The sequence below is a fragment of the Streptomyces sp. NPDC002619 genome (genome assembly GCF_042889305.1).
GTDB lineage: Bacteria > Actinomycetota > Actinomycetes > Streptomycetales > Streptomycetaceae > Streptomyces.
The window spans coordinates 45297-70099 of the sequence record NZ_JBIAQV010000024.1 but is presented as its reverse complement, the minus strand read 5'-3'; the positions used below and the strand labels follow the sequence as shown (position 1 = coordinate 70099).

Genomic DNA, 24803 nt, shown 5'->3' with positions numbered 1-24803 from the left:
CTGGTTCCCCTCACGCCATGAGCGGTAGCAGCCCGCCGAGGTCGGCCCGCTCGCCGCTCGCCGCGACCTTCGCCTCGTCGAGGGCGTCCTTCCAGGCCAGACGGCCGGTGGCGAGCCGGATCCAGGTGAGCGGGTCGGTCTCGACGACGTTGGGCGGGGTGCCGCGGGTGTGCCGGGGCCCCTCGACACACTGCACGACGGCGTACGGCGGGACGCGCACCTCGGTCGAGCCGCCGGATGCCTTCACGGCGAGCGCGTCGGCGAGGAGCCGGGTGGCGGCGGCGAGGGCCTGGCGGTCGTACGGCACCTCCAGGCCGGGCACGGCGGCGTTCAGGTCGTCGGTGTGGACGACGAGTTCGACGGCACGGGTGACGAGATAGTCGGCGAGCGGCAGGGCTCCGGCGTTGGTCTCCAGGAGCCGGCTGCCGGGGTGTTCGTCGAACTGCCGTACGAGGCCCTGCTCGACGTCCGCGAGATAGGCGTCGAGGTCGGGGTGCTGCGCGGCCAGGCCCCGGGTGAAGTCGTCGATGGCCGCCGAGTTGGCGGAGGTCGCGAAGGGCCAGTCGGTGAGCGCGGCGTCCTGCCTGGGCGGCTCCGGCAGGTCCAGTGAGCGTCCGACGGCGGTGACCGCCATGCCGATGTGCGCGACCAGTTCCCGTACGGTCCACTCGCCCAGCCGCGTGGGAAGGGCGAGTTGCCCGGGGGTCAGGGTGCGGACGGCGTCCCGTACATGGCCGAGCTGGGCGAGGACCGCCGTGCGGGTCCTGACGGGGTCGTAGGTCCGGGTGCGCTTCTTGGCCGGGGTCATGGGCGGGAGCCTAGGACTTCACGGCGTACCCCTTCATGCCCTTTTCGATCAGACCGAAGGCGTGGCGGGCGCGTTCGGGGGCGTCCGCGGCGATCTCGTCGGGGTTCTCGCCGGCGTCGAGGCGTCGGTGGTGCTCCTCGATCAGGGCGCTGCGGGCGGCGCTCAGCGTGGCGGCGGCGATCGGCGCCAGGGTGGGGTCGCCGGTCTCCTCGGCCAGCTGGGCGGCGAGTTCCCGGGTGCCCCTCTGGGCGGCGAGGAACGCGCGCTCCATCAGGACCGGGGTGTTCAGCACAAGTTGGCGCACCTGGCGGGCGAACGGCTCCCTGTGCAGTCCGACGGAGGCGTCGCGCGCGTCGACCATCTCCAGGAACTGCCGGCGCACGGCGTCCACTGCGGACTCACCCGGGGCGCGTTCTCGTACGGCGCGGGCCGCGTCGCCGAAGTGCTCCTCCACGGGGCTGAAGACCAAGTCCTCTTTCGTGCCGAAGTAGTTGAAGACGGTCATCTTGGAGACCTCGGAGGCGTCGGCGATCTCCTGCACGGAGACGTTGTCGAAGCCCCGCTCGACGAACAGCGCCACCGCGATCCGGTGGATCCGCCTCGCCGTCTGCTGCTTCTTGCGCTCGCGCAGCCCCATCGCCTCAGCCATGTCATCATTGTACCAAGGCGAAATTTAGGCCAGGATGAAAAATATTCCGAGAGAAAACATTGACTCGGTATACAAGTCAGCAGTCGGCGGCTCGCGCCGGACCGGCGCGTCGGCGCGGTTTCCGGCGGGGCCGTTCCCTTCCCTCGCGCTTCCAGCGCGGCAAGCGTCCCCTCAGGGCGGTTTCTTCCCGGGGGCGGGCGGCAGCGATCTGGTCCATCAGGCTCACATTGTCGAGGGTCCTGCTGTCGACAAGAAGAGGCCCCGCCCTCTACAGGACGGGACCTCTACCTGCGTGCCGCCGAAGCACCTCTACGCCAGCAGCGCCGGGATCGTGCCCTCGTGCGCCTCGCGCAGCTCCGTCAGGGAGAGCGCGAACTCGCCCTGGATCTCCACCGCGTCCCCGTCGACGACACCGATGCGGGTGGCCGGCAGGCCACGGGCACCGCACATGTCGTTGAAGCGGAGCTCCTCGGAGCGCGGCACGGCGACGACCGCGCGGCCCGCCGACTCGGAGAAGAGGAAGGTGAACGCGTCGAGCCCGTCCGGTACGACCAGCCGCGCGCCCTTGCCGCCGAGCAGGGCCGACTCGACGACCGCCTGGATCAGACCGCCGTCGGACAGGTCGTGCGCGGAGTCGATCATGCCGTCGCGGGACGCCGAGATCAGGATCTCGCCCAGCAGCCGCTCACGCTCCAGGTCGACCTTCGGGGGCAGGCCGCCGAGGTGGTCGTGGACGACCTGCGACCAGGCCGAGCCGCCGAACTCCTCGTGCGTGTCGCCGAGGAGGTACAGCAGCTGGCCGTCCTCCTGGAAGGCGACCGGCGTGCGCCGGGCCACGTCGTCGATGACGCCGAGGACCGCGACGACCGGGGTCGGATGGATGGCCGCCTCGCCGGTCTGGTTGTAGAGCGACACGTTGCCGCCGGTGACCGGCGTGCCCAACTGCAGGCAGCCGTCGGCCAGTCCGCGCACGGCCTCCGCGAACTGCCACATCACCGCCGGGTCCTCGGGCGAGCCGAAGTTCAGGCAGTCGGAGACGGCCAGCGGCTTGGCGCCGGTCGTGGCCACGTTGCGGTAGGCCTCGGCGAGGGCCAGCTGCGCGCCCGCGTACGGGTCGAGCTTGGCGTACCGGCCGTTGCCGTCCGTCGCGATGGCGACACCGAGGCCGCTCTCCTCGTCGACGCGGATCATGCCGGAGTCCTCGGGCTGGGCGAGGACGGTGTTGCCCTGCACGAAGTGGTCGTACTGCGAGGTGATCCACTTCTTGGAGGCCTGGTTGGGGGAGGACACCAGCTTCAGGACCTGGTCCTTCTGCTCCGCCGAAGTGGCGGGCCGCGGAAGCTTGTTGGCATCGTCCGCCTGGAGCTCGTCCTGCCAGGACGGGCGGGCGTACGGCCGCTCGTAGACCGGGCCGTCGTGCGCGACCGTGCGTGGGTCGACGTCGACGATCTTGCCGCCGTGCCAGTAGATCTCGAGGCGGTCGCCGTCGGTCACCTCGCCGATGACGGTGGCGATGACGTCCCACTTCTCGCAGATCTCCAGGAAGCGCGCGACCTTGCCGGGCTCGACGACCGCGCACATGCGTTCCTGCGACTCGCTCATGAGGATTTCCTCGGGCGAGAGGGTCGAGTCGCGCAGGGGTACGTCGTCGAGGGTGACGCGCATACCGCCGGAGCCGTTGGAGGCCAGCTCGGACGTGGCGCAGGACAGACCGGCCGCGCCGAGGTCCTGGATGCCGACGACGAGCTTCTCCTTGAAGGCCTCCAGGGTGCACTCGATGAGGAGCTTCTCCTGGAAGGGGTCGCCGACCTGGACCGCCGGGCGCTTGCTCGGCTTGGCGTCGTCGAAGGTCTCGGAGGCCAGGATCGAGGCGCCGCCGATGCCGTCGCCGCCGGTCCGGGCGCCGTACAGGATGACCTGGTTGCCCGCGCCGGACGCCTTCGCGAGGTGGATGTCCTCGTGCCGCATCACACCGATGGCACCGGCGTTGACCAGCGGGTTGCCCTGGTAGCAGGCGTCGAAGACGACCTCGCCGCCGATGTTGGGCAGGCCCAGGCAGTTGCCGTAGCCGCCGATGCCGGCGACGACGCCGGGCAGCACGCGCTTGGTGTCGGGGTGATCGGCCGCACCGAAGCGCAGCGGGTCGACCACGGCCACCGGCCTGGCACCCATCGCGATGATGTCGCGCACGATGCCGCCGACGCCGGTGGCCGCGCCCTGGTAGGGCTCGACGTACGACGGGTGGTTGTGCGACTCGACCTTGAAGGTCACGGCGTAGCCCTGACCGACGTCGACCACGCCCGCGTTCTCACCGATGCCGACGAGCAGGGCGTCGGACTCGGGGGCCTTCTCGCCGAACTGGCGGAGGTGGACCTTGCTGCTCTTGTACGAGCAGTGCTCGGACCACATGACGGAGTACATGGCGAGCTCGGCACCGGTGGGCCGGCGGCCGAGGATCTCGACGACCCGCTCGTACTCGTCCTTCTTCAGACCGAGTTCGGCCCAGGGCAGCTCGACGTCGGGGGTCGCGGCCGCGTGCTCGACCGTGTCCAGAGGCGTCCGGCTCATGCGTTGACCAGCTTCTTGAGGATCGAGGTGAAGAACGGCAGGCCGTCGGTACGACCCGTACCGATCAGCGGCTCGACGGCGTGCTCCGGGTGCGGCATGAGGCCCACGACGTTGCCGGCCTCATTGGTGATGCCGGCGATGTCGCGCAGCGAACCGTTCGGGTTGAAGTCGACGTAGCGGAAGGCGACCCGCCCCTCGGCCTCCAGCTTGTCGAGCGTGTACGAGTCGGCGACATACCGCCCGTCCATGTTCTTCAGCGGAATGTGGATCTCCTGGCCGGCCGTGTAGTCGCTGGTCCAGGAGGTGTCCGCGTTCTCCACCCGCAGCTTCTGGTCGCGGCAGATGAAGTGCAGATGGTCGTTGCCGAGCATCCCGCCCGGGAGCAGGTGGGCCTCGGTGAGGACCTGGAAGCCATTGCAGATACCGAGAACCGGGAGGCCGGACTTCGCCTGCTCGATGACGGTCTCCATCACCGGCGAGAAGCGGGAGATGGCTCCGGCGCGCAGATAGTCGCCGTAGGAGAAACCGCCGGGCAGCACCACGGCGTCGACCTGGTGGAGGTTCTTGTCCTTGTGCCAGAGGGCGACCGGTTCGGCACCCGCGAGGCGGATCGCGCGCTGGGTGTCCCGGTCGTCGAGACTCCCCGGGAAAGTGACGACGCCAATACGAGCGGTCACTTGGCCGCTCCCGCGACTTCCGCGGTGTCTTCGACCTTGACGGTGAAGTCCTCGATCACGGTGTTGGCGAGGAAGGATTCCGCAAGATCGTGGATGCGGGCGAGCGCGGCCTCGTCGACCGGCCCGTCAACTTCCAGTTCGAAACGCTTTCCCTGACGTACATCAGAGATGCCTTCGAAACCCAGGCGTGGCAGCGCACGCTGGACCGCCTGGCCCTGGGGGTCGAGGATCTCCGGCTTGAGCATGACGTCGACTACGACGCGTGCCACTGGCACTCCCGGTGTGTGGTGCTGAGCAGGTGCCTTCAGACTACCCGCACAAAATTTCTACGCGGGTAGATTTGTAGGAACCTACGTGACCGCCGTCACGATCCGGCGTCAGAGGGGTGCGTTCGTGAAAATTTCCGGGAAAGATCCTCGGTCGGCTCCCGATGCCTATTACGGTCGGACACGCGGAAGGATTTAGTCGGGCTTCACATTGCATTGCCGGGCACTGTACAAATGAATTGGCAATAGCCGATACTCGGCACGTCATCGCAGATGAGCTGTATGAAGTGCCGTACGAAGGGACCGATATTCGTGGCGCAGAAGGTCGTGGTCACTCTCTTTGACGACATCGACGGCTCGCAAGCGGCGGAAACGATCGCCTTCGGGCTCGACGGCAAGTCGTACGAGATCGACCTGAATCAAGCCAATGCCAAGAAACTGCGTAGGGCCCTCGAGCCGTACGTGACGGCCGGCCGCAAGCGGTCGAGGTCGGGCAAGGCGTACCGCCAGACGGAGGTCGCTCCCGACCCAGCGGCGGTCCGCGCCTGGGCCCAGGCGCACAAGATGGACGTGCCCGCGCGAGGCCGGATCCCCAAGAAGGTCTACGAGGCGTTCAGCGCGGCGCAGTGACGGCACCCGCGTGACCGGTGTCCTCAGGGTCCGTCAGCGGACCCCGGGGGCAGCCGACTTGGGCGCCGGGAGCAATCGACTTGCGCTACCCCCCTGCTGATCAGCTAATGTCTGGAGCACGCCGAGGGGCGAGGCCGAAAGGCCGGGACCCACGGAGTACATGCGGGTGTAGTTCAGTAGTAGAACATCCCCCTTCCAGGGGGAAGGCGCAGTGTGCAATTCCTGTCACCCGCTCTGGCACCGCCGTCCGGACCACTCTTGTGGATCAGGTAGGCTGGTGCTCGCACCGATCGGTGGGAGCCGGTCGGGGGCAATGCGGACGTAGCTCAGTTGGTAGAGCGCAACCTTGCCAAGGTTGAGGTCGCGAGTTCGAGCCTCGTCGTCCGCTCGGGAAAAAGACCCCGGTCCACTGGACCGGGGTCTTTTCGTTGCCCACGCTTCGCTGACGTGTGTCATGCCCGGCGTCGCAGGCCGCTGTGAGCATCGTCACCGGACAGCTGAAGCGGGCGCTCGCGGCCGGTGGGCGTGGGTTCGTGCCGAGAACCGGCATACGGCGGTGTGTCTCGCGCGCGAGCGAGGTTGGGTATAGTTGGCGTCGCGCCACGGCGCACTGCGGACGTAGCTCAGTTGGTAGAGCGCAACCTTGCCAAGGTTGAGGTCGCGAGTTCGAGCCTCGTCGTCCGCTCCAGACAGAAAGGCCCCGGTCGTTTCGACCGGGGCCTTTCTCGTGTTCTACGACCAGCGCGTGCCCGTCAGGCGCTCGTACGCCTCCACATACTTCGACCGCGTCGCGTCCACGACCTGCTGCGGCAGCGGCGGCGGGGGCTGCTCGCTCCTGCGGTCCCAGCCCGACTCCGCGGAGGTCAGCCAGTCGCGGACGAACTGCTTGTCGTACGACGGCTGCGCGCGGCCCGGCTGCCACTGGTCGGCCGGCCAGAAGCGGGAGGAGTCCGGGGTGAGCACCTCGTCGGCGAGGACGAGGGTCTCTCCTTCGAAACCGAACTCGAACTTGGTGTCCGCGAGGATGATCCCGCGGTCGCGGGCGATGTCGCGGGCGCGGTGGTAGACGGCGAGGGTCGTCTGGCGCAGCTGGGCGGCGGTGTCCGCGCCGACCTGGCGGGCGACCTCCTGGTACGACACGTTCTCGTCGTGCCCGCCGACCTCGGCCTTGGTGGCCGGGGTGAAGATCGGGGCGGGCAGTTCGGAGCCGTCGACGAGGCCCTCGGGGAGGGCGAGGCCGCAGACCGTGCGCGATTCGTCGTACTCGACGAGGCCCGAGCCGGTGAGATAGCCGCGGGCCACGCACTCGACGGGGACCATCTTCAGGGACTCGCAGATCAGGGTGCGGCCCGCCCAGTCGGCGGGGGCGCCGGCCGGGAGTTCGGCGCTCAGGACGTGGTTGGGCACCAGGTCGGCAAGCTGGTCGAACCACCACAGGGACAGCTGGGTGAGGACGCGGCCCTTGTCGGGGATCTCGGTGGGCAGCACCCAGTCGTAGGCGGACATGCGGTCGCTGGCGACCATCACGAGGTCGCCCGCCTCGTTCTGGTACAGGTCGCGCACCTTGCCGGTGTGCAGATGCACCAGACCCGGAACCTGAATCGGCTCGGGCTTTTCAACGAATCCGGACACGGTTCCTCCCCGTGGTTCTGTCTAAGTACGTCGATTCTCCTGTATCGGACAGGGGGCAACGACAGCGGGTCAGCCGCGTTTGCAGATTCGATCCAGCAGGTTGGCGGTCGCTCGCTGGATGCGGGAGTCCACGTGGCCCGGGCGGTCCAGGGCCGGGGACCAGGCGAACGTTCCGGACGCGAAGACCAGGGCGCCGGAGGGGGCGCGGTAGAGGGACGTCTCCTGGTGGCGCAGCACGCCGTCGTTGTCGGTGTAGGGGGAGTGGGCGAGCAGGATGCGCTCCTCGTGGTCGGGGAGCGCGGTGCGCGGGAAATAACGGTCCGCCTCGCCCGCCACCAGGCCCTCGATCTCGTCGCCCTCCTCCGCGCCGGTCGCCTCCCACAGCCAGTGGCCCGCGTTGCGCACGACCAGCGGGGACGGCTCGGGGACGCGGCCGGCGTACTGGATGCCGACCAGTTGCTGCTCGGGGCGGTCGATCTCGCGCCAGAGGACAGGGCGGCCGGGGCCCTTGCGTTTGCGGCAGGTCAGCAGGCGGTCGGGGACACCGGACGGGGCGGGGCCCAACTCGACCTGCCAGTACATGGTGTTGGCGGAGAGGAAGACCAGCGAGGTGCCGTTCTCGCGGGCCAGTTCGGTGGTGCGGCGCATCTGCGTGGACCAGTACTCGTCGTGGCCGGGGAAGACCAGGCCGCGGTACCGGGTGGGGTCGATGCGTCCTGCGTGCAGGTCGCGGGCGTCGGCGTAGGCGACGTCGTAGCCGTAGCGCTCGGCCCAGCGGATGAAGTCGTAGGCGTGGCCGACGTGGAGCGGAAGGCCCGCGCCCGCGTACGGGCGGTCGAAGGAGACCGTGGTCGCGGCGTCGGCCTCACCCAGCAGCCGGCCCTTCTCGTCCCAGGCGTGGTAGAGGCTGGCGCCGGTGCGGCCGTCCTCGGGGTAGAGGTTGTAGGCCTGCCATGTGACGTCGGGCAGCAGCAGGAGCAGGTCGGCGGGGTGGTTGTCGCGGACCGTGAACGGAATGTGGGAGCGGTAGCCGTCGGCGGTGGTCAGCACGGCGACGTACGCGCCGATGCTCCAGTACGACGGGACCTGCAGCCGCCAGGACAGCCACCAGTGGTGGCAGGAGACCGTGCGGTCGGCGGCCAGCGGCGGGGGCTGGACGATGCCGGAGAGGCGGGGGCTGGTGCTGATCTTGGCGGCGCCGTCACCGCCGTAGTGGCCGATCCGGTAGATGTCGATGCCGAACTGCTGGGGCGGGTCGACGGTGATGTGGAAGTCGACGGCCTCGCCGGGCGCGACCGCGCCGGTCGAGATGAAGCCCTTGATCTGGCGGTGGACGTCGTCGGCCGAGCGGGGGCCGCCGCCGGAGACGCGGGGTGCGGGGACGCGGGGGGTGTCGCGGGTGAGCTGTGGCCGGCTCGCGTCCACGTACCAGGGGACGACGTGGCCGGTGTCGTCGAAGTACGTCTCGCTGCCGCGCAGCCAGGGGACGGGACCCAGGCCGAAGGGGTCCGTGACGGCGTGCGCGAGCGCTCCCGACTCCCAGCGGCGAATCTGGTCCGAGGTCATGGTCGCTCCCCTCCCTCGTTCCCCCGTAAGCCCTTGCTCTGTGCTCGATCGGTCCCAGCACATCACATTACGCACGCGTACGGTCACTACTCGTTGTGAATTGACTGAAAGCGGAATGGCGGACTCCGGTCTTCGGTCACACGAGTCTTACCGGTTTCTCCGGCCGTATGCCCGCCGCGACCAGCCAGGCGCGCAGCGGGTCCGGGTCCCCGTCCTCGGTCAGGCTGACCACCCGTGAGGTCAGGTCGGCGGCCCGCTCGCCGTTGACCAGGAGGGACGGACCGTCGAGCCAGTCGAGGCCGGGGGTGGCTCCGGCCGTGTCCATGGCGGCGCAGCAGACCATCGCCGTGACGTGGTCGGCGAGGAGTTCGCGGGCGGTGCGTGGGGGCTGGAGCGGAAACAGGGGCAGCGCGCCGTCGTCCCAGTGGGAGGTGTCGGGACCCTGACCGTGGGCGGGGGCGGGGGAGCCGGTCGGTTGCACGGCAGTGGCCGAGGCCTCTTCGCGGGCGAGTTCCGCGCTCAGGCCGGCGGCGAGGGTGGCGCTGCGCTCGGGGGCGGGGTCGTCGGTGAGAGGTTCGGTGGCTGTCTCGGCGGGCCGGGCGTCGTACGGCACGTCGGGCACGTCGGGAGTGCCGTCGGGCGTCGTGTCGCACGTTCGGGGAGCCGTCTCGTCCGGTGGGGACGACAGGTGGTCGAGGACGCGGGCCAGGGTGGGGCCACCGGGGTCCCGGGCGGTGGTGCCGGCCGCGGGGTGGACGCCGAGGGAGTCCAGGACGCGGTGGAGGCGGGCCGCGTCGGTGCGCCACTTGCGGTCGACGACCTCCTCCGGGTACTCCTGCCAGTTCACCGGCGCCCAGTCCCGGCCGGGCTCGGCGGGGCCTCCGTGGAAGAGGCGGGCGGCGAGCAGCGACGCGGCCTCGTCCACCGTGCCGGGCTCTTCGAGCAGGTCGCAGGCGGGGCGTTCGCCCAGCCGGGAGGCGAAGCCCTCGGCCAGCCGGTCACGCCGGGACAGCTCGGTGAGCGCGGCGACGACCCCGGCGTCCAGCCGGGACGGCCAGCGGCCCATCCGCCAGGCGGGCAGCGCGACCCGGGTCAGCAGCCGGTCCCAGCCCGCGTACGCCAGTCCGACCTGTTCCTGGGCGACGATCCGCACGCCGTAGTCCACAGCCTGTGCACGCTCGGCCGCCGCGGCTGCCACGCCCCGCTCCATCTCGGTCGCGTGTCCCCGGCAGCCGCGCAGCAGCAGCCGGGCCACCCAGCCCACCCCCGCGAGCACGGTGCGGGAGACCGGGTCGCGTCCGGGCGCCGACGTCACGGCCACCGCCGCGTCCAGGCCCCGTACGAAACGGCGGGCCGCCGCTATGTCCGGGTGCGCCGAGGGTCCCGTACCGGCGACGACCGGGGCGAGGACCGCCCGGAGCTCACCGACGCGCATCCACCACAGGAACGGGGAGCCGATGACGAGGACGGGCGCGGCCGGTGTGCGACCGTGGGGGCGCCGTCCGGGGCCTGCCAGCTCGTCGCGGTCCTCCGGCGCCGGCGGGCCGTGCGCGGGGTGGGTGCGGTCCTCCAGCCAGCTGTCGCAGTCCGGGGTGAGCGCTATCGCGGAGGGTGCCGGGACGTCGAGGCGGTCGGCGAGGTCGCGCACCATCCGGTACAGGTCCGGGGCGGACGCCTCGGCGATCGGGACCGTCGGGCTCATGGCGGGGCGGGAACGGGCGACGACCAGGGCGATGGCCGCGGCGGCGAGCAGCACCAGCACGGCGAGCGCGCTGACGACTCCACGGGCGACGTCCCAGGCGCCGCCGACGAAGTGCCCGGTGGAGCTGCCGGTCAGCAGGATCACCGCGGCGGCGGCGGGCAGCAGCGCGACGGCCAGCGCGCGGCCCCGCACCCGCAGCACGGCGAGGGCCCGTACACGCGCGGCATGCGCACCCGCCTCCACACCCATCCCGGTCACGACCGGAGCTCACCCCCTCGCTCTCCTGGCGCTGTCCTGGACTTGCTCACTCCCCCACTGTGGCACCCGCCAGTGACATCGCAATGCCGGTGGGCCAAGTGCCGGAACGCTTGCGCCGCACCCTAGTTGGGGCCCCGGCCGCCGTCAGCCGGAAGGGTGCTCCGCTCACTCGATGGAATGGCTTTGGTCAGAGGTGGATGACGTACGGCAAAGATCAGGCCCCGGATTTCTCCGGGGCCCAGGAGCAGGTGAGAGCAGCGGTCGGTCAGGCGCCGGCGGCCGCCTTCGCTGCGATGTCCGTACGGTGCTGGGAGCCGGCGAGACCGATACGGGCGACGGCTTCGTACGCGCGTTCGCGGGCCTGGGTCAGATCCTTGCCGGTCGCCGTGACCGAGAGGACACGGCCACCGGCGCTGACGACCGCGTCGCCGGCCCGCTTGGTCCCGGCGTGCAGGACGTACGCGTGCGGGGCGTCCTCGGCGGCCACCTCGTCGAGACCGGTGATCGGGTCGCCGGTGCGCGGGGTGCCGGGGTAGTTGTGCGAGGCGATGACCACGGTGACCGCGGCGTCGTCGCTCCAGCGCAGGGGAGGCAGGTCGTCGAGGGTGCCGTTCGCCGCGGCGAGCAGGAGGCCGCCCAGCGGGGTCTTGAGGCGGGCCAGGACCACCTGGGTCTCGGGGTCGCCGAAGCGGGCGTTGAACTCGATGACGCGGACGCCGCGGCTCGTGATCGCCAGACCGGCGTAGAGAAGGCCGGAGAAGGGGGTGCCCCGGCGGCGCATCTCGTCGACCGTGGGCTGCAGCACGGTCTGCAGGACCTCGTCGACCAGCTTCGGGTCGGCCCAGGGCAACGGGGAGTACGCGCCCATGCCGCCGGTGTTGGGGCCCTCGTCGCCGTCCAGGGCGCGCTTGAAGTCCTGCGCGGGCTGGAGCGGGACGACCGTCTCGCCGTCGGTGATCGCGAACAGGGACACCTCGGGGCCGTCGAGGAACTCCTCGATGACGACGCGCTCGCAGCCGGCCGCGTGCGCCTTGGCGGCGTCGAGATCGTGCGTGACCACGACACCCTTGCCCGCGGCGAGGCCGTCGTCCTTGACGACGTAAGGCGCGCCGAAGGCGTCCAGGGCCTCGGCGACCTCGTCGGCGGTGGTGCAGACGTACGACCGGGCGGTGGGCACGCCGGCTGCCGCCATCACGTCCTTGGCGAAGGCCTTGGACCCTTCGAGCCGCGCGGCCCGAGCGGAGGGGCCGAACACCGGGATGCCCGCCTCGCGCACGGCGTCGGCGACCCCGGCGACCAGCGGTGCCTCCGGGCCGACGACGACCAGGTCGGCGCCGAGTTCCGTGGCCAGTGCGGCTACGGCGGTGCCGTCCAGGGCGTCGACCTGGTGCAGCTCGGCGACCTCAGCGATCCCGGCGTTGCCGGGGGCGCAGTGCAGCGCGGTGGCGTCGGAGTCGAGGGACAGGGAGCGGCACAGGGCGTGTTCGCGGGCGCCGCTGCCGATGACGAGGACCTTCACGGGGGTCAGCCTAGCCGGAGCGGGGGCGGGCGGTTTGTGCGGGCTTCCGAGACGTGGGGGCTCGGGTTGTTGTGGATTCCTCCGAACACCCGGCACCACTCGCTGCACCGGCCCTACTCGTTCGTGAACTCCTCCATCACCGTCGCGCCCAGTTCCTTGACGATGAGCTCGTGGCCGGAGAGGGCCGATTCGTCGAGGTCGGGGTCGTCGTCCTCGGGGATGTCGTCCTCGGGGGCGACCGGTGGCGGCTCCGGAGCGGCCGCGGGCTGGGATGCCGGGGCCGGGGCGGCTGCCGTCGGAGGCACGGGCGGTGCGGTGGGTGCGGGTGCGGTGGGCTGAGGGGCGGCGGGGCGTTGTACGGGCGCGGGGGCGGTGTAGGTGTTGCCGGTGGGGGCGCTGCCGCCTCCGCCGTAGCCGCCGCTCGCGTACGTCGAGGAGCCGCCGCCCGAGGGTGCGGGGGCCGAGCCGCCGGACGGGTCGACGATCGCCTCGATCTTCCACTGCACGTTGAACTGCTCGGCCAGCGCCTGGCGCAGCACGTCCTCGCTGCCGCTGCTCGCGAAGTTGTCGCGGGCGCCGGCGTTCACGAAGCCGAGCTGGAGCGTGGTGCCGTCGAAACCGGCGACCTGGGCGTTCTGGCTGAGCAGGATCCAGGTGAAGCGGCGGCGGTTCTTGACCGCCTCCAGGATGTTCGGCCACAGCATGCGGGGGTCGAGGCCGCCGGGGGCCATGGCGGCGGGCGGTGCTGCTGGTGCCGGGGGTGTGGAGGCGTGCGCGGCGGGTGCCTGCTGTGGCTGTGGCTGGGAGGGCTGTCCGCCGCCTGCGGGAGTGGCGGTGGGCCAGCCGCCGGGCCGACGGCCACCGCCGGCGGGGGTGGCGGTGGGCCAGGCGCCCGGGGCCGTACCGGCTGCGGGGGCCGGAGTCTGGGGAGCCGCCGGGGCGGACGGAACGGCGGGGCCGGCCGGAGCGCCTTGCGCACCGCCGGGCACGCCTGGAGCAGCTGCGGGGGCAGGGGCCGTAACAGCAGGACCCGAAGCCGCCGGACTGGCGACAGCCGGACCGGTAGCAGCCGGAGCCGTGGCGGGACCCGGTGCTCCACCGGCCCCCGGACCGCGTACGGCCGCCCGCGCCGCCGCGACGCCTCCGCCGGGCGGCATCTGGGCGGCGTGTGCGTCGGGACCGGGGACGTACCCCATCGCGGGCGCGCTCGCTGCGCCGGAGAAATTGACGCCGCGCTCGAGGCGGTCGAGGCGGGCCATCACGGCGCGTTCGTCGCCGTAGGCCGCGGGCAGCAGCACGCGGGCGCAGATGAGTTCGAGCTGGAGGCGGGGCGAGGTGGCGCCGCGCATCTCGGTGAGGCCCTCGTTGACGAGGTCGGCGGCGCGGCTGAGCTCGGCGGCGCCGAAGATGCCGGCCTGGGCCTGCATGCGCTCGATGACGTCGACCGGGGCGTCGATGAGCCCCTTCTCGACGGCGTCGGGCACGGCGGCGAGGATCACGAGGTCCCGCAGCCGCTCCAGGAGGTCGGCGACGAACCGCCGGGGATCGTTGCCCCCCTCGATCACGCGGTCCACGACCTCGAAGGCGGCGGCCCCGTCACCGGTGGCGAAGGACTCGACGACGGAGTCGAGCAACGAACCGTCCGTGTACCCGAGCAGGGAGGTGGCCATGGCATACGTCACACCGTCGGCGGCCGCACCGGCGAGCAGCTGGTCCATCACGGACATGGAGTCACGCACGGACCCGGCACCGGCGCGCACGACGAGCGGCAGCACGCCGTCCTCGACCGGGATGTTCTCCTTCCCGCACACCTCGGCGAGGTAGTCCCGGAGGGTGCCGGGCGGCACAAGGCGGAACGGGTAGTGGTGGGTCCGCGAGCGGATGGTGCCGATGACCTTCTCGGGCTCGGTGGTGGCGAAGATGAACTTGAGATGCTCGGGCGGTTCCTCGACGACCTTCAGCAGGGCGTTGAAGCCGGCCGACGTGACCATGTGGGCCTCGTCGATGATGTAGATCTTGTAGCGGCTGCCCGCGGGCCCGAAGAAGGCCTTCTCGCGCAGCTCACGGGCGTCGTCCACGCCACCATGCGAGGCGGCGTCGATCTCGATGACGTCGATCGAACCCGGGCCGTTCCTGGCCAGGTCCTGGCACGACTGGCACTCCCCGCAGGGCGTCGGTGTGGGGCCCTGCTCGCAGTTCAGGCAGCGCGCCAGGATGCGCGCGCTGGTCGTCTTGCCGCATCCGCGCGGACCGCTGAACAGGTACGCGTGATTGACCCGATTGTTCCGCAGCGCCTGCTGCAGCGGGTCGGTGACATGCTCCTGCCCGATGACCTCCGCGAAGGTCTCCGGGCGATAGCGGCGGTACAGCGCGAGAGACGACACGCATACGAGGTTATAGGCGCCCACTGACAACAGGCTCCGCCGCCGCAGTCCCACCACGGGACCCGCCGCGGCCCGCCCCGAGAACGCAAGCGCCCCCCACGCACCCGCCAGAGCCAACCTACCCTTGCTGCCTTCCGGCCCTGGGGGAGTTCAGTCAGATAGCGCCACGTGAGGGGCTCCGCAAAGGGTACCTGATGTCGGCGGGAGGAACGAGTTCGCGAGCACTCCTCTCGGTCATGTAATGTTTCCGGCGGAGGATTCGCCTAGAGGCCTAGGGCGCACGCTTGGAAAGCGTGTTGGGGGCAACCCCTCACGAGTTCGAATCTCGTATCCTCCGCCAGTGCCTCACCGGGCACGATGTCGAAGGGCCCCACCATTCGTGGTGGGGCCCTTCGACGTGTGTGGTCTCATTTTTGGTCTCATTTGGCCCCGGAGGAGCCCCACAGCTTCTCGCCGACCTGGTCCGCCACCTTGCGGAGCATGGGCCCGGTCACATGCATATAGCGAGCCCGCATCCGCGCGGCGCCGCCCGGCTCCCAGCCCATGATCGCGTCCACGATCACATCCGGGACACCAAGCAGGAGGAGGACGGTGGCCGCCGTGTGACGAGCGTCATGAAGGCGGCCGTCCCGCACGCCCGCGTCCCGAAGCAGCCGTTTCCACACGTGGTAGTCGGTGTTTGGGCTCAACGGCCCGCCAGTGGGCGAGGCGAAGACGTAGCCCTTGTTCTCCCAATCGGCTCCGGCCTCCGCGCGCTTCCGTTCCTGCTCCTCCTGGTGCTCGCGGAGCAGCTTGATCAGCGGGTCAGGAAGGCCGATCGTTCGGCGGCCGGAGCGGGATTTGGTGCCCTTGTGCTCGCGCCGGATCTGCTCGCGCTTGGGGCAGTAGCCGGGTTTCCTGCCGCACGGCTCGCCGCCGCAGCCGTGCCGGTACCTGGGCCGGAGCCGGTTCCGCCGGATGCGTAGGTACCCGGCATCCAGGTCCACGTCCTCCCACTGGAGCCCGAGTGCTTCCCCCTGGCGGAGGCCGAGCGCGAGGGCCACGACCCACCGCGCGCTGTTGCGGAGCTTGGCTGCCTCCAGGAGCAGGCTCTGCACCTCCTCGATGGAGTACGGGTCCACCTCGTCCTCTTCGAGCCGAGGAGCACGTGCGATCTCGGCGACGTTCCGGGAGACGTGCCCACGCCGTCTGGCCTCTGCAAGAGCCACGCGCACGGTGCGGTGAGCATGATGCGCCGTCCCGGCCTTGCTGCCCTCGCGCTGCATCTTGGCGTAGAACGCCTCCAGGTGCTCCGGCTCCAGGCGGTCGAGCCGGTGAGCCCCGATACCCGGGACCAGGTGCACGCGTACGTCCACCTCGTAACCCGCGTACGTGTTCTCGGAGACGTACTTCTTTGCGATCTCGTGCACCCAGTGCTCCAGCCAGCTGCCGAGCGTCCACTTCTCGCCCGGCTTGCTGAGGTTTCCCGCGTCGCGCTTGCGCTCGATCTCCCGAACGGCTTTGACGACCTCAGCCTTGGTCTTACGGCCGACATGCCGTCGGTCCGGTTTGCCGTCCGGGCGGATGCCGATGGTCACACGGCCGTGCCACCGGCCATCGGCGCCCTTGTAAATCGAGGCCGCCCCGTTCGGCTCACGACTCCGCTTCGCCATCACGCGTCCCTCATCGAGGAGACAGTGGCATCACGCAGGCGAGCGACGTATGCGGCGAGGGCATCTGCGGGTATGCGCCGCAGACTGCCGACCTTGACCGACTCCAGTTCACCCGAGGCGATGAGGCCGAAGCATGTAGTCCGGCCGATGCCCAGTCGACGGGCAGCTTCCTCGACAGTGAGGAGAACGAGCGTCGGGTCAGCGGTGGTCGGAGCGAGTGTGGCTGCGGTTATGGTCACTCCTCCTCCTTGGAATCGAGGCCGAGCAAGATCAAGACCTCGCGAGCCGGCACGATCGCGGAGCCACCGCAGACGGGGCACGTGAAGCGCGGCTCAGTCGAGTGACGGCCTGAGCCGCCGCACTCCAGGCAGGCCGTCCACTCGTTGGCCATGAAGGCGGCCCAGCAGGCGGCACAGTCGACACAAGGCAATTCGCGGCAGACCGGGCAATCCGAGCCCAGCACCATCGGGAAGCGTTCACGCATGATCGACTCCTTCCAGGGTGGCCAGTTCCTCACGGGCGGTTTCGCGGTTGAGCTGGAGGTCGCGGGCGATGGTGGCGGCCAGGGCGGACTCGCCGGGGGTGTGGCCGTGTCCGGCGTACTGCCAGTCGGCCAGGACGAGGACGGTATCCGGCTCGCGGTCGTCGAGGCCGAGGGCGGCGCGTTCCTGGGCGGCGCGGTAGTCCGCGCGGGCTTGGCGGAGGCTGCCGAGGGTGGTCGAGTAGCGGCGGGACTTGGAGGAGAAGTGGCCGCGGAAGCCGAGCATGTGCGCCCAGGTCCACAGCCGCCGGTCCGGGTAGAGGGCGTCGAGGTCGCGGCATGCGGTGATCAGGCGGCGGGCGTGGTCGGGGACGTTGTGGCGGTCGAGTTCGGCTAGTTCGCCGATCCGGCGGTCGAGGGTGCCGGTGTTCTCGGCGGCCTTGGTGGCGTACTTGGCTACGTAGGAGGCGACGGCCTGTTCGGTGAGGTCGGATCCGTCGCCGAAGGCCTTGACCGGCCGGACGTCCAGCTGCGTGCCCCAGCGGAAGGTGCGCGCCGGTTGGTCCCCGGCGGCCGGGATGCTGACGCTGGTGTAGGAGTGCGCGGCAGCGGCGCGGATGGCGTCGGTGAGCAGATCGGTGCTGGCCCATGAGGGTGGCGGGGAGTCGGGGCCGTCCGGTCCGTCGAGGCGGATCACGGCATGGAAGTGGACGGCGCCGCGCTTTTGGAACTCGGCGACCTTGCCGTAGGAGACGCGGCAGGCGTCGGCGAGTTCGCGTTGTGTCAGTCCGGCGCGGGCGGCGATCTCGCGGCGGAGCCGGTTGACGAAGCGCACCCAGAGCTCTCCGGCGTGGTTGTTGAAGAGCACGGCGCCCGCATAGTCGTACGTCGCGGGATCGAGTGCGGTGCCGAGGGCGGGGTCATCGTCGGCGTGGCGGGTGCCGCAGCGGCAGGTGCCGCGGTCGGGCCGGTTGTGGACCGGGCCGAACGAGGGCGCGGTGAGGGTGGCGAAGACCCTCGGGTGATCGCGGACGGTGGCCGGGATGTCCTTGTCTTCGTCTCCGGCGAGTCCGGCGCGCATCAGGTGGTAGGTGTCGCCCGCGTAGGTCCAGGCGCAGGCCGGGCAGCGGGAGGCGCGGCGGTTGCCGCAGGCGACGCGGAGGCGTCCGCCCGGCTCGTGCTCGGTGCTGTAGTGGTGCAGCAGCTCGCCGGTCGTCTTGTCCTTGTGCAGGACCCAGCCGGTCAGGTGGATCGGGTCGGCGCAGCCGCCGGTGCGCTTGATCTGGTCTTGCCAGCGGTCGAAGCCGGGGAGCCCGGCCACCCGCAGCGCGTCGCCGAGGGTGATCGGGTCCAGGTCCGCGAAGGTCGCGGTGTCGGTCATGCGGCGCCCTCCGTCGTGTCGGCTGCCATCTGGTCGAGGACACGGGCGGCGTCGTCGGCAGCGCGGGCCAGGGTGCGCATGGCTTCGGCGGTGCCGGGGCGGGCGATGAGTGCGATGTCGACGAGGTCACCGCCGATGCGGAGGCTGACGAAGCACCCGCCACGGCCGGTGTGGTCGAAGACGTCGACGCGGGTGGTGGTGTCCGGCTCGACGTGGGCCGAGGTGGTGAGACTCTTCACGCGGCCACCTCCCATACCGTGGCGGGCAGCCGACGCACGGGCGCGGTGCCGGTGCCGCGGCAGGCCGGGCAGTGGGTGGTGATGGTGCGTAGGTGACCTCGGGCATCGCGTCCGCCGAGGGTGACCTTGACGGCGGCGAAACCGTCGCAGTTCGGGCAGATCCGCGCCGTTGTGCTAGTGGCCGGGGTGGGGCCGGTCATGATGGAGGTTCCTTCCGGATCGTTGGTTCGGACAGGGACGGCGCCCGGGCGGCGGAGACTTGGTGGTTTCAGGGCCGCCCGGGGGCCGGTCAACGACGCTTGCTCTCGGAGGCCAGCAGCGAGCGCAGGACCACGGCGCACACGGCGACCGAGGCGGCGGTGATGGCGACCGCGAGCAGCATGGAGACCAGGACCGCGCCGACGACCAGGACGACGGCGGTGCCGCCGCCGACGAGGGCGAGCGCGGTACCGGGCGTGAGCTGGACCACAGGCCGGGACGGCGCCGGAGCCGCGGGGGCGGGGGGCGGGGTCTGGGCCGCCGGGATGACCGCGGTCGGCTCGACGACGGCGGGCGGGGTGACGTGGCCGGTCGGGGTGGGCATGGTGGGGATCTTCGGGCGGAGCATCGGTGACATCCCTTCTGGGTCGGGCTACTTGACGAAGGTGTTGATGGCGGGGGCAAGGACGCTGTCGGCGAGGAGGAAGCCGCCGAGCAGGAGCACGGCGATGAGCCAGGCGGGCGGGCGGATGAGCTTGACGCCGAGGTAGCCGACGACGAGCAGGGCGAGCCAGAGCGGGACGTCCATGGCGGGGTGCCTCCTAGCGGACCTGGCAGCGGTGGGTGCGGGCGGCGAGCTGGGCGGCGGACTGGCTGGTGTAGTCGGCGGACCAGCCACAGCCGTCGGCGCTGCACACGGCGGCGTGCTTGGTCTGGCCGTGGCGGTCGCGGTGGGTGCCGATCTGGACCGGGCCGATGCTCAGCACGGAGTGGAAGAAGTCGCGGGCGGGCATGAGCGGATCTCCTTGTCGTCTCAGGCGAGTTGGGCGGCGATCGCGTCGGCGAGGTGGGGCGGGACGCCGAGGCGGGCGCGCAGGGTGTCGGTGTCGATCGGGTTGCCGGTGCGGGCTTCGTGGTCGGCGGCGACCTTGCGGGCGTGGTCGACCAGGGCGGCCGGGACCGTGACCGCCGGAGCCGGGTCGGCGGCGGGCAGGGCCGGGGCCGTGTCCGGTTCCAGGGCGGGGGCCGGTTCGGGCTCAGATTCGGGTGTGGGTGTGGGTGCCGGGGCTGCGGGTGCTGGCGGAACCGGCATCCGGTCCCCGGCGCGGTCGGGTGAGGAGGCGTGGGCGAGGAGGGTGCCGCCGAGGAAGGCGAGGGCGGGCCATCCGGCGACGCCGAGGCGGAGCAGGGCGGGCGGATTGGCGAGGTCGAGGAATCCGGCGGTGGCGACGTTGGCGCCGAGGGAGGCGACCAGGGCGACGAGGAACCAGCACCAGGCCAGCCGGGACGGGCCATCACTGCGGAGGCGCCGCCAGGCGGCGACCAGGAGCAGGTCAACCGAGACGGGATAGGCCCAGGCCTTCCAGCCGGACTGTCCGGCCGCGGCGGCGAGGTCATGAAGGTGGGCGAAGGACAGGGCACCGGCGATCACGGCCTGTACGAGCACGGCATCCGGGCGCAGCGCGGGACGCATCGCAGATCCTCCTTCCGGGAGTTGAGCCAGAGGCGGGGCGGGGAATCGGTGTCCGGCCGCCCAGCCCCTGGCGGGCGTTCAGTCGGTGGGGGCTTCGCCGATGCCCCAGCAGGTGAGGCACAGACCGGATTGACGGTCGTCGGTGACACGGCCTTTGCGGGCGCCGACCCGGACGGCTTCGGTGATCTCGCCGTTGCCGTCGCAGTCCGGGCACTTCGCGGGCACGGGCCTCGGGGTCTTGCGGCGGGCGGTGGGCCGTTTCGCGGTGGACATGGTCACCACCCCTGGCCGGGGTACTCGGGGCCCTCGTTGGGGTCGTGGCCGGGCGGGGTGGTGCCGGGCGGGGTGGTGCCGGGCGGCGGCTCCGGCAGCGATGCCGCCAGGCACGGGCCCACGGTGTCGATGAAGTCCTGATCGGCACCGAAGGTGTCGGCGTAGAGGGCGAGTTGGCCGAGCATGACCACGGTGCGGGCGAAGTCTTCGCAGTCGGGGCACATGGCGGGTGGACTCCTTGCTTGAGGCATGGCTCGGGTAGGGACGTGGCGCGTAGGCGGTCGCGCCGACCGTGGGACGGGAGTGATCAGGCGGTGGCCGGGATGGACTCGACGGCCGGGGCGTCGACCGGCTGGGAGACGCCGAGCGCGGGCCGGAACGGGGCCAGGGCGGGCAGGTCCGGGGTCAGGTCGGCGTGCCGGTTGCAGGTGTTCACGGCGTGGCGCAGCGAGGTGTGCGGGGCGCGGATGCGGGCCCAGCCGCCGGTGGAGTCACCGGTGATGGCGACGCCGGGCATGTCGGTGGGGATCTGGATCGCGGCGAGGACGGCGTCCGGGGCGATGTCGCCGAAGGCCATGTTGGCGCTGGATTCGTCGTTGACGCGGTGGGCGGTGCGGCCGGTGAGCTGGGCGCGGAGCATGGTGATGCCCTTGCCGAGTTCGGATCCGAAGCGCTGTCCGCAGATTTCCAGGTAGATGCCGGCGGCGCGGCCGAGCTGGGCGAGGCGGGCGAGGGCGGTGATGATCCGGTCCCGGCGCTTCTCCTGCTCCTTGGTGGCGTACAGGGCGAGTTCGGCGACCTCGTCGACCAGGACCACGATGGGTACCGGCCGCAAGTGTTCGGGCAGGTTCCAGATGTCGGCGGCGATCTCCGCATCCGGCACGTCAGCGGTGATCCGCTGTTCGGCGCGGATGACCTGGTAGACGCCCTCCATGTGGGACACCAAGGCGTCGAGGAGTTCGGCGGCGGTGTCGGGGTTGTCGGCCAGCGCGGAGAACCGGCGTGCCAGCGGGAACAGCTCAACTCCCTGCTTGCAGTCGATCCCGACCAGGGCGACGTCCTGCGGGGCGAGCGCGGCCACCAGGTTGCGCTGGTAGACGGACTTGCCGGACTCGGTGGCGCCGAGGGTGAGGGCGTGCGGGACGGCCCGGTAGTCGCGGTAGTGGATCGAGCCGTCTTCGCGGAGGGCGACCGGGACTCGCATGGGGCGGGCGTCGGTCTTGGCGGGCATCTGCACGCGCTTGAGCACGTCGTAGCCGGTCATCCGCAACTCGACAACGCCGGAGCGCAGTTCGCGCGAGGTGACGCCGTACAGGGCGAACGAGTGCCGCAGCCGGTCACACGAGGCGGCAACGTCGAAGGCGTCCTGTCCAGGCCGCAGTCCCAGCCGCAGGACCAGGCCGGTCCGGGTCGGCCGTATCCGCAGGATGCGCGGGGCACGAGGACCAGGGGCCGGACGGTTGGCCGCCCGCGCCAGCGCCAGGCGCCAGCGGGAGGGCGGGACGGTCAGCCCGCAGGCGTCCATGACGGAGGCGTAGCGGACCAGAACCCGCAGCGTCGCGAGGGTGACACCGAACGTCATCCAGTACCAGGCGGGGCGCCGCCACCGCAGGAAACCCACGGTGACGACGACCAGCAGCAGCAGAGCGACGGTCAGCCACGTCATGGCTCAGGCCGCCTTGGGCTTCGAGGCGGCGGCGAGCGAGGTGACGGCGACCGCGCGGAACGCGATGCCGTGCCGCTTCTGGCCGTTGAAGTCGTTCTCCCACGGCCGGGCGATCAGGCCGGTGAGCGCGACCGGCGTGCCCATGGCCAGCTCGCCGGAGATGCCAGGCTCCGGAACGGTGATGGACAGGATCTCGACCTCGTCGTTCGCCGCGAACATCACGTCGACCGTCATCAACTGCGCGCCGGTGTCGGCATCGGTCGCGATCTCGCCAGTACGGCGGTCCTTGACCTTGGGCTGCGGAGTCTTGGCGACCATCACGGTCGCGGCAGAGGTGTCGACGGGGATCTGACGCATGATGGAAATTCCCTTCAGAGGGCGGGAGCGGCGTACTTGCTTGGCGGTGGGTCGCCGCTCCTGAGTTGACGTTGGGCCCGATGGCGGACGCCTGCGGGCACTTGCGTTCCCAACTGGTGCGCACCAGTAGATTCCATCTGGTGCGCACCAGTTGTCAAGTGGTGTCGCCGTCCGGCTTCCTCAACTCGCCTTCCTGCGACACTTCTAGGGAACTGCACAGCTCAACTCCCCGGTAGCCAACAGAGGTTCACGACAGCACAGTTAAGGTCGGGGTTAACCCCTCACGACCTGCGTCGATGTGAGGCATGCTGCTGTTAGGGATCAGCAATCTCATGCAGGGCGGTGCGGGTGACTAGCGGACTCCGAACGGTGCGCAACGCGCGCGAGTGGTCGCAAGAACGACTGGTCCGAGAGATCGAGCAGTATGCGCGCCAGCACATGCTCACGATCGCGTCGACGGCGAGCCTGCGTGTCTACGTCTCGGAGTGGGAGAACGGCAAAAGGCCGATCAGCGAGCGGTACGCGAAGATCCTTCGTGCCCTACTCGGCGTGACCAATGAGGAGTTGTACGGCAGGCAGATAGCTCCAGCCGAGCCGATCCAGACCGACGGCTACGACGAGCTCGTTACCCGGATCGACGCAGCACGGAGCGTCAGCCTGACCATGGTCAAAACGTTCATGGATCAAACGGAACTCTTGCGGACCGTCGATCGGCAGATGGGAGCCACGAGCCTTGTCGATCAGATGACCGGCCACCTGACCACGCTGGAAGACGCACTGACCTTCGCCGTACTTCCGGAGACTCGACGGCCCGTCGCTCGCGCGTTAGCCGGGGCGGCGACGCTGGCAGCCTGGCAGGCTCTAGACGTCGGAGCCGTCGAACGCGCATGGCGTCACTACGAGTTGGGCAAGCGGGCAGCCAAGGAAGCCGATCAGCCGATGTACCTCGCGCATGCCACGGCCGAGCAGGCGTACGTGCTTTGCGACGCTGGCCGTCCTTTGATTGCGGTTGAGCTCGTGCGCGACGCGCAACGTGTCGGCGGCAAGATGATGTCGCCAAGGCTCCAGGCGTGGTTGTACGCCGCTGAGGCGGAGATCTGCGCCAAGGCCGGGATGCCCGCAGAGTGCCGGCGGGCACTCGACAAGGCCGTGCGCTTGCTGCCACCGGGCGACGAGGCCCGGGACCCCGACATGTTGAGCATCTTCCTGAACGAGGGCCATCTAGCCCGATGGCGTGGGAATGCCCTCGCCTTACTCGGAGACGACGACGCCGTAGACGACCTATACGTTGCGCTGGACACCGCTGACCCGACGTTCGTCCGGGCAACAGCCGGACTGCGATGTGACCTCGCGCAAGCCCACCTTGCCCGTGGCGAATACGACCAGGCCCACGACCATCTGCGTCAGGCGCGGTTGCTGGCCAATCGGACCGGGTCAGTACGCCATCGGCGGCGCATCGAGCAGCTCACCCGGCGGTTGTAGGCGACGGCCCAGCCGTATGCGACGCGAGGACATGAAGGAGCGCGACGAGCGTGCCCGACCCCATCAGCTCGCCCCGCTCCATGAGCCCGGGGATGTCGGCGAGCGGGACCCAGGCGACATGACCGGACTCTTCGATGTCGGTCGGGTCACCGACGTGTTTGGCACCGCGGCCTACGAAGATCTCGTGCGGCGAGTCGACCATGCCCACCATGGGCTGATAGGTGACCACGTGCGCAAGGGAATCCGGCCGCCACCCGGTTTCTTCCTCAACCTCGCGTAGCGCGGCCTCGGCGGGATCTTCGCCCTCATCCACGATGCCGCCAGGAAGTTCCCAGCCGAACGCCTCGGGTACGAAACGGTAGCGCCAAAGCATGAGCACGCGGTCTTGGTCGTCGAGAACCGCCGCGATCGCGACGTGGTGCAGCCGCACTACGTGATGTTCGAACCGCTCGACGCCCGGAGGCTCGACATCGACAAGGGTCAACTTCACCCATCGGTTGTCGTACAGCGTGCGCTCGCCGTGGATCTGCCACGGTTCGAGGTCCGTCGGGGTCTGAGTGGTCACCGCACGATCCGGCACACGGTAGGAGCTGCGGCCGTACACCTCGACAACGCGTTCGCTCACGAGCCTCGCAAGCACTTGGCGGAGGGCCGTACGGCCGATGCTCAGCTCTTCGGACAGAGTCCGCTCAGACGGGAGCTTGGTCCCGGGCAGGTACTTGCCCGTCGAGATCCACTCGCGAATCGTGCGGTACACCCGCTCCGACTTCGGTCCCATCCCCTGAGCACGCTCCCGTCGTGTTATGTCGGCCGCCCCAAGCGTAGCCTTCGAGCCCGACAGCAGACAGAGACGATCAGCCGTGCGGTGGGAGTTTCCCTACGTCATCAAGGCCCGCGCACGGCGCGGGCGCGCGCCGCCTCTGCGGCGCGGCCTGCCTCCT

Annotated in this window: 27 protein-coding genes, 4 tRNA genes and 1 other RNA gene; 6 read left to right on the top strand and 26 right to left on the bottom strand. The window is 70.5% G+C overall.

The features are described 5' to 3' along the window. Positions 1-10: 10 nt before the first annotated feature. From ACFYXB_RS30110 to purS, 5 genes are all read right to left on the bottom strand, one after another. The gene (locus tag ACFYXB_RS30110) at positions 11-808 is read right to left on the bottom strand and encodes a sterol carrier family protein (RefSeq protein WP_389587648.1); all 798 of its coding nucleotides are present in this window, start codon (positions 806-808) and stop codon (positions 11-13) included. Between the two features lie 10 nt (positions 809-818). Further along, complete coding sequence (locus ACFYXB_RS30105) at positions 819-1457, bottom strand: TetR/AcrR family transcriptional regulator (protein ID WP_389587646.1); 639 nt, start codon at positions 1455-1457, stop codon at positions 819-821. Positions 1458-1766: 309 nt separating this feature from the next. Further along, positions 1767-4025 carry a phosphoribosylformylglycinamidine synthase subunit PurL gene (gene purL / locus ACFYXB_RS30100; protein ID WP_389587644.1) on the bottom strand — a complete coding sequence of 753 codons (2259 nt, stop codon included), beginning with the start codon at positions 4023-4025 and terminating at the stop codon, positions 1767-1769. After that, entirely contained in the window at positions 4022-4702 is a 681-nt protein-coding gene (purQ, locus tag ACFYXB_RS30095) for a phosphoribosylformylglycinamidine synthase subunit PurQ (RefSeq protein ID WP_389587642.1), read from the bottom strand. Before purQ ends, purL begins: the two co-directional genes overlap by 4 nt. Then, positions 4699-4971, bottom strand: a complete 273-nt coding sequence (purS, locus tag ACFYXB_RS30090; RefSeq protein ID WP_351353781.1) for a phosphoribosylformylglycinamidine synthase subunit PurS — start codon at positions 4969-4971, stop codon at positions 4699-4701. The genes purQ and purS overlap by 4 nt, the downstream gene beginning before the upstream one ends. A 309-nt stretch (positions 4972-5280) precedes the next feature. Here purS and ACFYXB_RS30085 point away from each other — a divergent pair, with 309 nt between their 5' ends. From ACFYXB_RS30085 to ACFYXB_RS30070, 4 genes are all read left to right on the top strand, one after another. Beyond that, positions 5281-5598, top strand: coding sequence for an Lsr2 family protein (locus ACFYXB_RS30085; RefSeq protein ID WP_389587640.1), 318 nt, complete (start codon positions 5281-5283; stop codon positions 5596-5598). Positions 5599-5760: 162 nt separating this feature from the next. Then, positions 5761-5832: transfer RNA gene (locus tag ACFYXB_RS30080), tRNA-Gly, on the top strand. 81 nt (positions 5833-5913) lie between these two features. After that, positions 5914-5986: transfer RNA gene (locus tag ACFYXB_RS30075), tRNA-Gly, on the top strand. Between the two features lie 224 nt (positions 5987-6210). Next, positions 6211-6286 (top strand) — tRNA-Gly (locus tag ACFYXB_RS30070). 44 nt (positions 6287-6330) lie between these two features. Here the strand turns inward: ACFYXB_RS30070 and ACFYXB_RS30065 are convergent. The 6 genes from ACFYXB_RS30065 to ffs form a co-directional block, all read right to left on the bottom strand. Beyond that, the gene (locus ACFYXB_RS30065) at positions 6331-7230 is read right to left on the bottom strand and encodes a phosphoribosylaminoimidazolesuccinocarboxamide synthase (protein WP_389587638.1); all 900 of its coding nucleotides are present in this window, start codon (positions 7228-7230) and stop codon (positions 6331-6333) included. Between the two features lie 69 nt (positions 7231-7299). Next, entirely contained in the window at positions 7300-8796 is a 1497-nt protein-coding gene (locus ACFYXB_RS30060) for a N,N-dimethylformamidase beta subunit family domain-containing protein (RefSeq protein WP_389587636.1), read from the bottom strand. A 136-nt stretch (positions 8797-8932) separates the two neighbouring features. Next, the gene (locus ACFYXB_RS30055) at positions 8933-10747 is read right to left on the bottom strand and encodes a hypothetical protein (RefSeq protein ID WP_389587704.1); all 1815 of its coding nucleotides are present in this window, start codon (positions 10745-10747) and stop codon (positions 8933-8935) included. Between the two features lie 274 nt (positions 10748-11021). Then, complete coding sequence (gene purD / locus ACFYXB_RS30050) at positions 11022-12275, bottom strand: phosphoribosylamine--glycine ligase (protein ID WP_389587634.1); 1254 nt, start codon at positions 12273-12275, stop codon at positions 11022-11024. A 113-nt stretch (positions 12276-12388) separates the two neighbouring features. Beyond that, positions 12389-14659 (bottom strand): DNA polymerase III subunit gamma and tau, encoded by a 2271-nt coding sequence (locus tag ACFYXB_RS30045; protein WP_389587632.1) that lies wholly within the window; start codon positions 14657-14659, stop codon positions 12389-12391. 82 nt (positions 14660-14741) lie between these two features. After that, an RNA gene (gene ffs, locus ACFYXB_RS30040) (signal recognition particle sRNA small type) lies at positions 14742-14840 on the bottom strand. Positions 14841-14911: 71 nt separating this feature from the next. On the opposite strand from ffs, the gene ACFYXB_RS30035 reads away from it, so the two are divergent. Continuing rightward, positions 14912-14999 (top strand) — tRNA-Ser (locus tag ACFYXB_RS30035). A 79-nt stretch (positions 15000-15078) separates the two neighbouring features. On the opposite strand, the gene ACFYXB_RS30030 is transcribed toward ACFYXB_RS30035, so the two are convergent. The 14 genes from ACFYXB_RS30030 to ACFYXB_RS29965 all read right to left on the bottom strand — a co-directional run bounded on the left by ACFYXB_RS30030 (position 15079) and on the right by ACFYXB_RS29965 (position 22380). Further along, positions 15079-16311 carry a tyrosine-type recombinase/integrase gene (locus tag ACFYXB_RS30030; RefSeq protein WP_389587630.1) on the bottom strand — a complete coding sequence of 411 codons (1233 nt, stop codon included), beginning with the start codon at positions 16309-16311 and terminating at the stop codon, positions 15079-15081. After that, positions 16311-16550: an excisionase family DNA-binding protein gene (locus tag ACFYXB_RS30025; RefSeq protein ID WP_389587628.1), complete on the bottom strand. Its 240-nt coding sequence runs from the start codon at positions 16548-16550 to the stop codon at positions 16311-16313. The genes ACFYXB_RS30030 and ACFYXB_RS30025 overlap by 1 nt, the downstream gene beginning before the upstream one ends. After that, entirely contained in the window at positions 16547-16795 is a 249-nt protein-coding gene (locus ACFYXB_RS30020; protein WP_389587626.1) for a hypothetical protein, read from the bottom strand. The genes ACFYXB_RS30025 and ACFYXB_RS30020 overlap by 4 nt, the downstream gene beginning before the upstream one ends. Continuing rightward, positions 16788-18173 (bottom strand): replication initiator protein RepSA, encoded by a 1386-nt coding sequence (repSA, locus tag ACFYXB_RS30015; RefSeq protein ID WP_389587624.1) that lies wholly within the window; start codon positions 18171-18173, stop codon positions 16788-16790. The genes ACFYXB_RS30020 and repSA overlap by 8 nt, the downstream gene beginning before the upstream one ends. Next, positions 18170-18412: a hypothetical protein gene (locus tag ACFYXB_RS30010; RefSeq protein WP_389587622.1), complete on the bottom strand. Its 243-nt coding sequence runs from the start codon at positions 18410-18412 to the stop codon at positions 18170-18172. The genes repSA and ACFYXB_RS30010 overlap by 4 nt, the downstream gene beginning before the upstream one ends. Then, entirely contained in the window at positions 18409-18612 is a 204-nt protein-coding gene (locus tag ACFYXB_RS30005; protein WP_389587620.1) for a hypothetical protein, read from the bottom strand. Before ACFYXB_RS30005 ends, ACFYXB_RS30010 begins: the two co-directional genes overlap by 4 nt. 89 nt (positions 18613-18701) lie before the next feature. Continuing rightward, entirely contained in the window at positions 18702-19019 is a 318-nt protein-coding gene (locus ACFYXB_RS30000; protein WP_389587618.1) for a SpdD-like protein, read from the bottom strand. Positions 19020-19043: 24 nt separating this feature from the next. Next, entirely contained in the window at positions 19044-19199 is a 156-nt protein-coding gene (locus tag ACFYXB_RS29995; RefSeq protein ID WP_362951615.1) for a hypothetical protein, read from the bottom strand. Positions 19200-19212: 13 nt separating this feature from the next. Next, positions 19213-19404, bottom strand: coding sequence for a mobile element transfer protein (locus ACFYXB_RS29990; RefSeq protein WP_389587616.1), 192 nt, complete (start codon positions 19402-19404; stop codon positions 19213-19215). Positions 19405-19424: 20 nt separating this feature from the next. Then, a complete protein-coding gene (locus ACFYXB_RS29985; protein ID WP_389587614.1) occupies positions 19425-20084 on the bottom strand; it encodes a DUF2637 domain-containing protein in 660 nt (219 codons plus the stop codon). A 78-nt stretch (positions 20085-20162) separates the two neighbouring features. Further along, positions 20163-20357, bottom strand: a complete 195-nt coding sequence (locus ACFYXB_RS29980) for a hypothetical protein (RefSeq protein WP_363290351.1) — start codon at positions 20355-20357, stop codon at positions 20163-20165. 2 nt (positions 20358-20359) lie between these two features. Continuing rightward, on the bottom strand, positions 20360-20581 hold the full coding sequence (locus ACFYXB_RS29975; RefSeq protein WP_389587612.1) for a hypothetical protein: 222 nt from the start codon (positions 20579-20581) through the stop codon (positions 20360-20362). 83 nt (positions 20582-20664) lie between these two features. Continuing rightward, positions 20665-22023, bottom strand: coding sequence for an FtsK/SpoIIIE domain-containing protein (locus tag ACFYXB_RS29970; protein ID WP_389587611.1), 1359 nt, complete (start codon positions 22021-22023; stop codon positions 20665-20667). A gap of 3 nt (positions 22024-22026) precedes the next feature. Further along, positions 22027-22380, bottom strand: coding sequence for a hypothetical protein (locus tag ACFYXB_RS29965; protein ID WP_389587609.1), 354 nt, complete (start codon positions 22378-22380; stop codon positions 22027-22029). A gap of 438 nt (positions 22381-22818) precedes the next feature. On the opposite strand from ACFYXB_RS29965, the gene ACFYXB_RS29960 reads away from it, so the two are divergent. After that, positions 22819-23862 (top strand): XRE family transcriptional regulator, encoded by a 1044-nt coding sequence (locus ACFYXB_RS29960; RefSeq protein ID WP_389587702.1) that lies wholly within the window; start codon positions 22819-22821, stop codon positions 23860-23862. On the opposite strand, the gene ACFYXB_RS29955 is transcribed toward ACFYXB_RS29960, so the two are convergent. Continuing rightward, positions 23846-24640 carry an NUDIX domain-containing protein gene (locus ACFYXB_RS29955; RefSeq protein ID WP_389587607.1) on the bottom strand — a complete coding sequence of 265 codons (795 nt, stop codon included), beginning with the start codon at positions 24638-24640 and terminating at the stop codon, positions 23846-23848. The genes ACFYXB_RS29960 and ACFYXB_RS29955 overlap by 17 nt on opposite strands. Between the last annotated feature and the right edge of the window lie 163 nt (positions 24641-24803).